The following is a 6,382-nucleotide window of genomic DNA, read 5'->3' on the forward strand; positions in this document are numbered from 1 at the left end:
GACATCAGGTCGAGCGCCCGCGCAAGGGATCCTGCCCTGGCCCGCCGAATCTTTCGATGTCGAAATACCCGGACACGGCTCCGCGTGCACGATCTCCGGTGTACTCGACGTGGCCGTTCGTTCACGCTATACATGCGGAAGGCGGTTTTCTCCAAACCGGGGGTCGGGTGAGAGGAGACATGATGCGATCCGTCGTCATGCGTGTCACGGCAATGTGCACCGCGATCGTGGTCGCGCTCGCCCTCACCCTCACTGTGGCGGTCGCACCGGCTTCGGCCTCGACCATCACTTCGCCTGGTCCGCTGCGCCAGATCACGGTGAGCCCCGACCTCAATTGCGATGTGCGTCACGTCAACGACGCCCAACCGGAGTGGTACGGCCAGACCGCCTGCGGGACGCTGATGGCGTTGAACGGCATCCTCTACGGACCCGCCAACATCCCGGCTGGCACAAGTGCGGGCCCCCGCACCGCTTGGACGACACTCAGCCAGACCACCACCACCGGCTCCGGCACGCCGGCGGACCCGTTCACCATCGTCACGGTCGTCTCCACCGGTACCGGCGTGACCGTGACCCAGACCGACCGGTACGTTCTCGGAAACGAGTTCTACGACACCTCGGTCACCATCGACAACGGCAGCGTGGCCGTGCAGTCGGGCCTCGTCTACACCGCCGGCGACTGCTACCTGCAGAACTCCGACAGCGGGTACGGAAAGGTGTTCGGCACCTCGCCCGCCTGCGCGACCTCGACCCAGCCCGGGTCGCGACTCCAGCAGCTCATCCCGCGAACGGGCGGCAACACGTTCTACCAAGCGGGCTACAGCTCGGTGTGGAGCCGGATCGGGCAGCAGCTGCCGTTCCCCAACACCTGCCTGTGCAACAGCTACATCGACAACGGCATCGGCATCGCGTGGCCGGTGCAGGTGCCGACCGGCGGCACGGCAACCTTCGAGTGGACGACCGCATTCTCGCCCTCCGGCGAGGTGCCCGTGGTGCTGTCCGCCACCGCCCATCAGCCGACCTCGCGCCCGAGCGAACCGAACGGCTACACGATCACGGCGTCGAACCCGAACGTCGACACGGCCGTCCTGGCCGATCTCACGGTCGAGCTGCCGCCGGGCTTCACGTACACCCCCGGGTCTGCGACGGGCGTCGGCGAACCCACCGTGAGCGGTTCCACCCTGACTTTTCCGGGGCCTCTCGAGATCCCGCCGAACGCGCAACTGCAGTTCGCCTTCGCGGTCACCGTCGGCACGAACCCAGGAGTCTTCACGATCGACGTGTCCGGCACGGGCGTGTCCGTCGACGTGACAGGCACATCCGGCGCCGCTCCGATCACAGTGCTCGCGCAGGCAGATCTCGCCGTCACGAAGTCGGCCCCCGCTCCCGCGGTGGTCACCGCGGGCAGCCCAGACGCCGTGGTGTTCACAGTGGAGGCGATCAACAACGGCCCGGGTCTCGCGCAGAACGTGCAGGTGATCGACGCGGTGCCGTCCGGTCTGGTCTTTGCGCCGGGCGCGAGCTCGCCCGGGTGCTTCGTCAGCGCGGGCTCCGTGCAGTGCCCTGTGGGCGATCTGGCGCCGTCGAGCACCCAGACCTTCCAGATCGCCTTCACGGCGACGCCGCAGGCGAGCCCGGGCAATCGCACCAACACCGCGATCATCCAAGGCGCCGTCGAAGGCGACGACCCGGTGAACAACCAGGCCTCCGCCACGGTCCTGGTCGACACCGATGTGGACCTGTCGGTGGTCAAGGCGCCGTCCTCGCAGGTGGCGAGCGCCGGCGGGAATGTGTCGTTCACGATCACCGTGAGCAATGCCGGGCCGTCTGCCGCCGACTACGTTCTCACCGACGCAGTGCCGCCGGGCTTCAGCGCCGTGAGCATCTCGGGGGCCGGTTGCACCGCGACGCCGGTGCCAACCTGCTCCAGCCGGCTGAATCCAGGGCTGTCGGCGCAAGTCCAGGTCACCGCGACGATCGCGCCCGAACTCGGGGCGGGCACAGTGCTCGAGAACGTCGCGACCGTGACCTCGGTCCAACCCGACCGCGACCCTTCGAACAATCGGACGGTCGCCGCCGTCCAGGTGAACCGCTCAGCCGACCTGTCGATCGTCAAGCGCGCCCCAGCGACATTCGCGCCCGGGGCGGCGATCGGGTATGTCCTCGAGGTCAGCAACGCCGGCCCGTCGCCTGCGCACGACGTGGTCGTCTCTGACGCAGTGCCCGCGGGCACGACCTTCGACCCCCTGCTCTCCTCGCCCTCGTGCGAGCTGTCGGGCGGCGAGGTCGTGTGCACCCTCGCGACGCTGGCGTCGGGGGCGACTGCGCGATTCGACATCGCCTTCCAGGTGCCATCCGATGTGCCCGACGGTGAGACGGTCACGAACACAGCCACGGTCACCGCGACCGAACCCGATCCGGTTGCGACGAACAACACGTCCACAGTGGACGCGACCTCCGCCCGCGCTGTCGACCTGTCGGTCACGAAGGCCGGGCCCGGTTCGGTGCTTGCCGGGGGCGAGGCTGTGTTCGAGATGGTGGTCGCCAACGGTGGGCCGTCGGACGCGAGCGATGTGCTGATCGAGGATCCGGCGGTGCCGGGCATCGTCTGGACCGCCGCCGAGGTGACAGCCGGTCCCGGCGCCTGCAGCGTGGACGCCGGCGTGCTCGACTGCGACATCCCGGCGCTTTCGGTCGGCGAGAGTGTCACGGTGACGCTGACCGGCACTGTCGATCCAGCCGCCGAAGCGGGATCCGTCATCGAGAACACCGTCGAGGTCGGCGCGACCGAACCCGACCTCGACGAGAACAACAACACCGCGAGCGCTGCGTTCACCGTGCAGCGAGACGCCGGGCTCGATCTCGTGAAGACCGCATCGGCCGCGTCGGTGGTCGCCGGCACCGAAATCACATACACGTACGAGGTGTTCGCGCGCGGGCCATCCGGAGCCGTCGACGCCGTACTCACCGATCCCATTCCGTCCCAGCTTCAGGACCCAGTGGTCAGCGCTCCCAGCGGTGCTTCGTGCACCGTCTTCCCCGGGCTGCTCTCGTGCGACCTGGGCGACCTCGCCGCCGGAGCATCGACCATCGTGACCCTCACCGCCACGGTCCATCCTGAGACGCCGAACGGCTTCGCGCTGCTGAACACCGCCAACGCGGCCGATGCCGAAGGCGGCCAGGCGCAGGCCACCAGCATCACGAGTGTGGAGCGCCAGTCGGAGGTCCAGGTGCAGAAGGTGCCCGACCAAGGACAGGTCGTGGCAGGCTCCGCGATGACCTGGGATGTCGTCGTCACCAACGGCGGGCCGTCGTATCTCACCACAGGCGTAGCGCTCGACCGGCCCGACGCCGGCCACACCGTCACGGCCATGACCTCGAGCGATCCGGCGGTCATGTGCACGCTCGAAACGCTCTCCTGCAGCATCAGCGAACTGCCGCCCGACCAGCCCGTCACGATCACGGTCACCGCTTCGGTGGCCGCCGACCACGCGGCCGGACCACTCGTGAACCGCTCGACGGTGGTCGTACCGGGGGGCGACTCGGTCACCGACACGGGCCAGGTCGACGTCGTGCGCATTGCGGAGCTGTCGCTCAGCAAGACGGGCTCGCCCGATACCGTCACCGCCGGCCAGTCCGTCTCGTACACGCTCCTCGTCGGGAACCCCGCCGGCCCGTCGACAGCCACCGACACGGTGGTGACCGACACCCTGCCGACGGGCTTCGTCTTCGAACCCGATGCGAGCACTCCGGGTTGCACGGCAGCTGCCGAGGTGGTCACCTGCGCGGTCGGAACCCTCGGCGTCGGCGATGAGCGGCGGCTGACCATCGTGGCGACCGTGCCGTCCGAGGCCGATCCGGCGACCGCGACGAACACGGCGACTGCGGTCTCGACCGAGGACCCTGAGGGCGTCACCGCAACCGCGCAGACGACCATCGTCGCGTCGGCCGACCTCGACATCGTGAAGGGGCTCACGACCGGTGTCGCCGGCGCAGAGTTCTCCTGGACGATCACCGTGACCAACCTCGGTCCGTCCGAGGCGGACGGTGCGGTCATCACCGACACGGTGGACCCGATGCTCCAGATCGTGTCGGTGACCGCCTCCGATGGGTCAGCCTGCCAGATCGCCGGCCAGGATGTCTCGTGCCCCCTCGACCCGGTCGGCATCGACGACGAGGTCGTCGTGACCCTGACCGTCGCCGTTCCCCCCGACGCTGTGCCAGCCGACAGCGACTTCGTGATCGTCGACAACGCGGCCTCGGTCACCGCGACCACCGTCGACCCGGTTCCCGGCAACAACACGGCCAACGCCACCGCGCTCATCACCCCCCGCGCCCACCTCGAGGTTTCGAAATCCGTGGAGCCTACCGTGGCGGTGGCCGGCACCGACATCGTCTACCATCTCAGCGTCGCCAACATGGGCCCGTCGGCAACGACCGCGGTCGAGGTGATCGACGTGCTCGACGCAGCACTCGTCTTCGTTCCCGAAGCATCCGACGACGCGTGCGAAATCGCCGACCCCGCCACCAACGAGCTCCGCTGCCGAGTCGATGCGCTCGGTCCGACCGAGTCGGCGCAGTTCACCGTCACCGTTCGCGTGGATCCCGGGCTGGCGGCCGGGTCGACCGTGATCAACTCGGCGAGCGCGGTCAGCGCCCGATTCGATCCGGACCCGCAGCCGCCCGTCAGTGTGGCCGTGGCCATCACGGCCGAAGCCGACCTCGAGGTCGCCAAGACCGTCGACCCGACGACGATCGCGGCCGGGGGCGAGGCGACCTACAGCGTGACAGTCACGAACCACGGTCCGTCCTCGGCGCTCGAGGTCGCCTTGGAGGATGCGTCCACCGCAGCAGTCCTCTCGGGCATGCCCGAGCCGGGGGCGAAGGCGATGATCGACTGCGCGGCCGACGCGCTCGACTTCGGCTGCAGCATCCCGGAGCTGCGTCCCGGGGAGTCCTACACGCTCACTTTCGCGGTCCGCACCGACCCGCTAGCGCCGGACGGCACGGTCATCTCCAACACGGCGACCGTGAGCAGCCCGGTGACCGACCCGAACCCCGACAACAACTCCTCGTCGGCCGACCTCACCCTCGTGACAAGCGGGGCCCTGCGGATCGAAAAGACGCCCGACGTCGCTGCCGTGGCAGACGGCGGGTCCGTCGCCTGGACGATAGACGTCTCGAACGACGGCCCGTCGGCCCTCACCCAGGTCACGGTGGTCGATGCGCTGCCGGACGCGCTGACGATCACCGGGGTGCCCGCCGGTTGCACCTTTGCGGCACCTCGCCTGACATGCACGATCGACGTGCTGATGCCGGCCGAGACCGTGTCGTTCGTCGTCGGAACCGCCGTCGCCCACGGCGCGACCGGCACCGTCACGAACTCGGCGTTCGCGTCGGCGGCAGGGTCGCCGACCGCGAGCGTCAGCGGTTCCGTGCTGGTGACGGCCGGCACACTGCCTGCGTCGGGCTTCGCGGCGAGCGACCTGGTGGCGTGGGCGCTCATGCTCGTCCTCGCCGGGTGCGGACTGCTGCTGGTGCGGCGGCGGGAGATCGGCTGACTCAGGCGCGCGGTGGCTTGATCAACGCGCGCCACCACAAACCCGCCCGCCGCGCCTGCACCGCGAACCACGCGATGATCAGCGCGAGGGTCCAGAGGCAGGCCACGATCCCGGCCCGACCGGGTGTTCGCGGACAGCAGCGCTCACTGAGCATCGACGTCGACCGCTTCGCCCTCGCTCACCCGCTTCAGTCGCGTCAGGTGGTATCGCCATCCCTCTTCGTGTTCTGCAGGCAACTCAAATGGAGCGTGAGATCGGGAGAACCCTGACTCGGTGAGCGTGACCGCGGTCGACTGCCCGTCAGCGACGAGCCGGATCACGACATCGAGGGGGCGCTCCCAGCCCTGTTCAGCCCAGCTGAATCCGAGCAACTGCGGTTCGTCACATCGCGTGACGATTCCCGTCGCGCTCGCCTGACGGCCGTCTTCGATCCAGGTCTCGACGAGCACCGAGCCAACAACAGCCTCGAAGCGCATCTCCGGCCACCACGCATCCCGCCCAACCGTCAAGAATCGCCAGACAACATCAACGGACGCAACAATCGCCGTCGCGACCGTCACCGAATCCCGAAGCACGCGACAAAACTATCGATACGACAGACGCCCTTCGCAACACGCCCTCGGTAGGTCGAGATGGAGACGTACCGACGGGGTGTTCCACCCGTCCCGCGCGTCATGTCTGCCGCGTCGGACCGTGCTGGTCAAGTCCCGTCGTGTGGTGTCACTCCGTTTGCTTCCTGTGGTGGGTGATGGTCAGGCGGTGAGGTAGAGCTCGGGGCGGACGGGCTCGGCCGTCTCGAGGAGAGTGTGGACGAGTTTGCG

2 protein-coding genes are annotated in these 6,382 nt (G+C 68.6%); one reads left to right on the plus strand and one right to left on the minus strand.

Features of this window, described 5'->3' with window-relative positions:
• The first annotated feature begins 182 nt into the window (after positions 1-182).
• Positions 183-5,561: a hypothetical protein gene (locus AB1K54_RS15005; RefSeq protein WP_371203564.1), complete on the plus strand. Its 5,379-nt coding sequence runs from the start codon at positions 183-185 to the stop codon at positions 5,559-5,561.
• 143 nt (positions 5,562-5,704) lie between these two features.
• Here the strand turns inward: AB1K54_RS15005 and AB1K54_RS15010 are convergent, their stop codons facing one another.
• Positions 5,705-6,136, minus strand: coding sequence for an SRPBCC domain-containing protein (locus tag AB1K54_RS15010; protein WP_371203565.1), 432 nt, complete (start codon positions 6,134-6,136; stop codon positions 5,705-5,707).
• Positions 6,137-6,382 lie beyond the last annotated feature (246 nt).

Source organism: Microbacterium sp. BWT-B31 (assembly GCF_041379855.1).
In the GTDB taxonomy this organism is placed as follows: domain Bacteria; phylum Actinomycetota; class Actinomycetes; order Actinomycetales; family Microbacteriaceae; genus Microbacterium.

Coding starts and splice junctions, on each gene's coding strand:
- AB1K54_RS15005 (WP_371203564.1), top strand. CDS start 183: ATGCGATCCGTCGTCATGCGTGTCACGGCAATGTGCACCGCGATCGTG.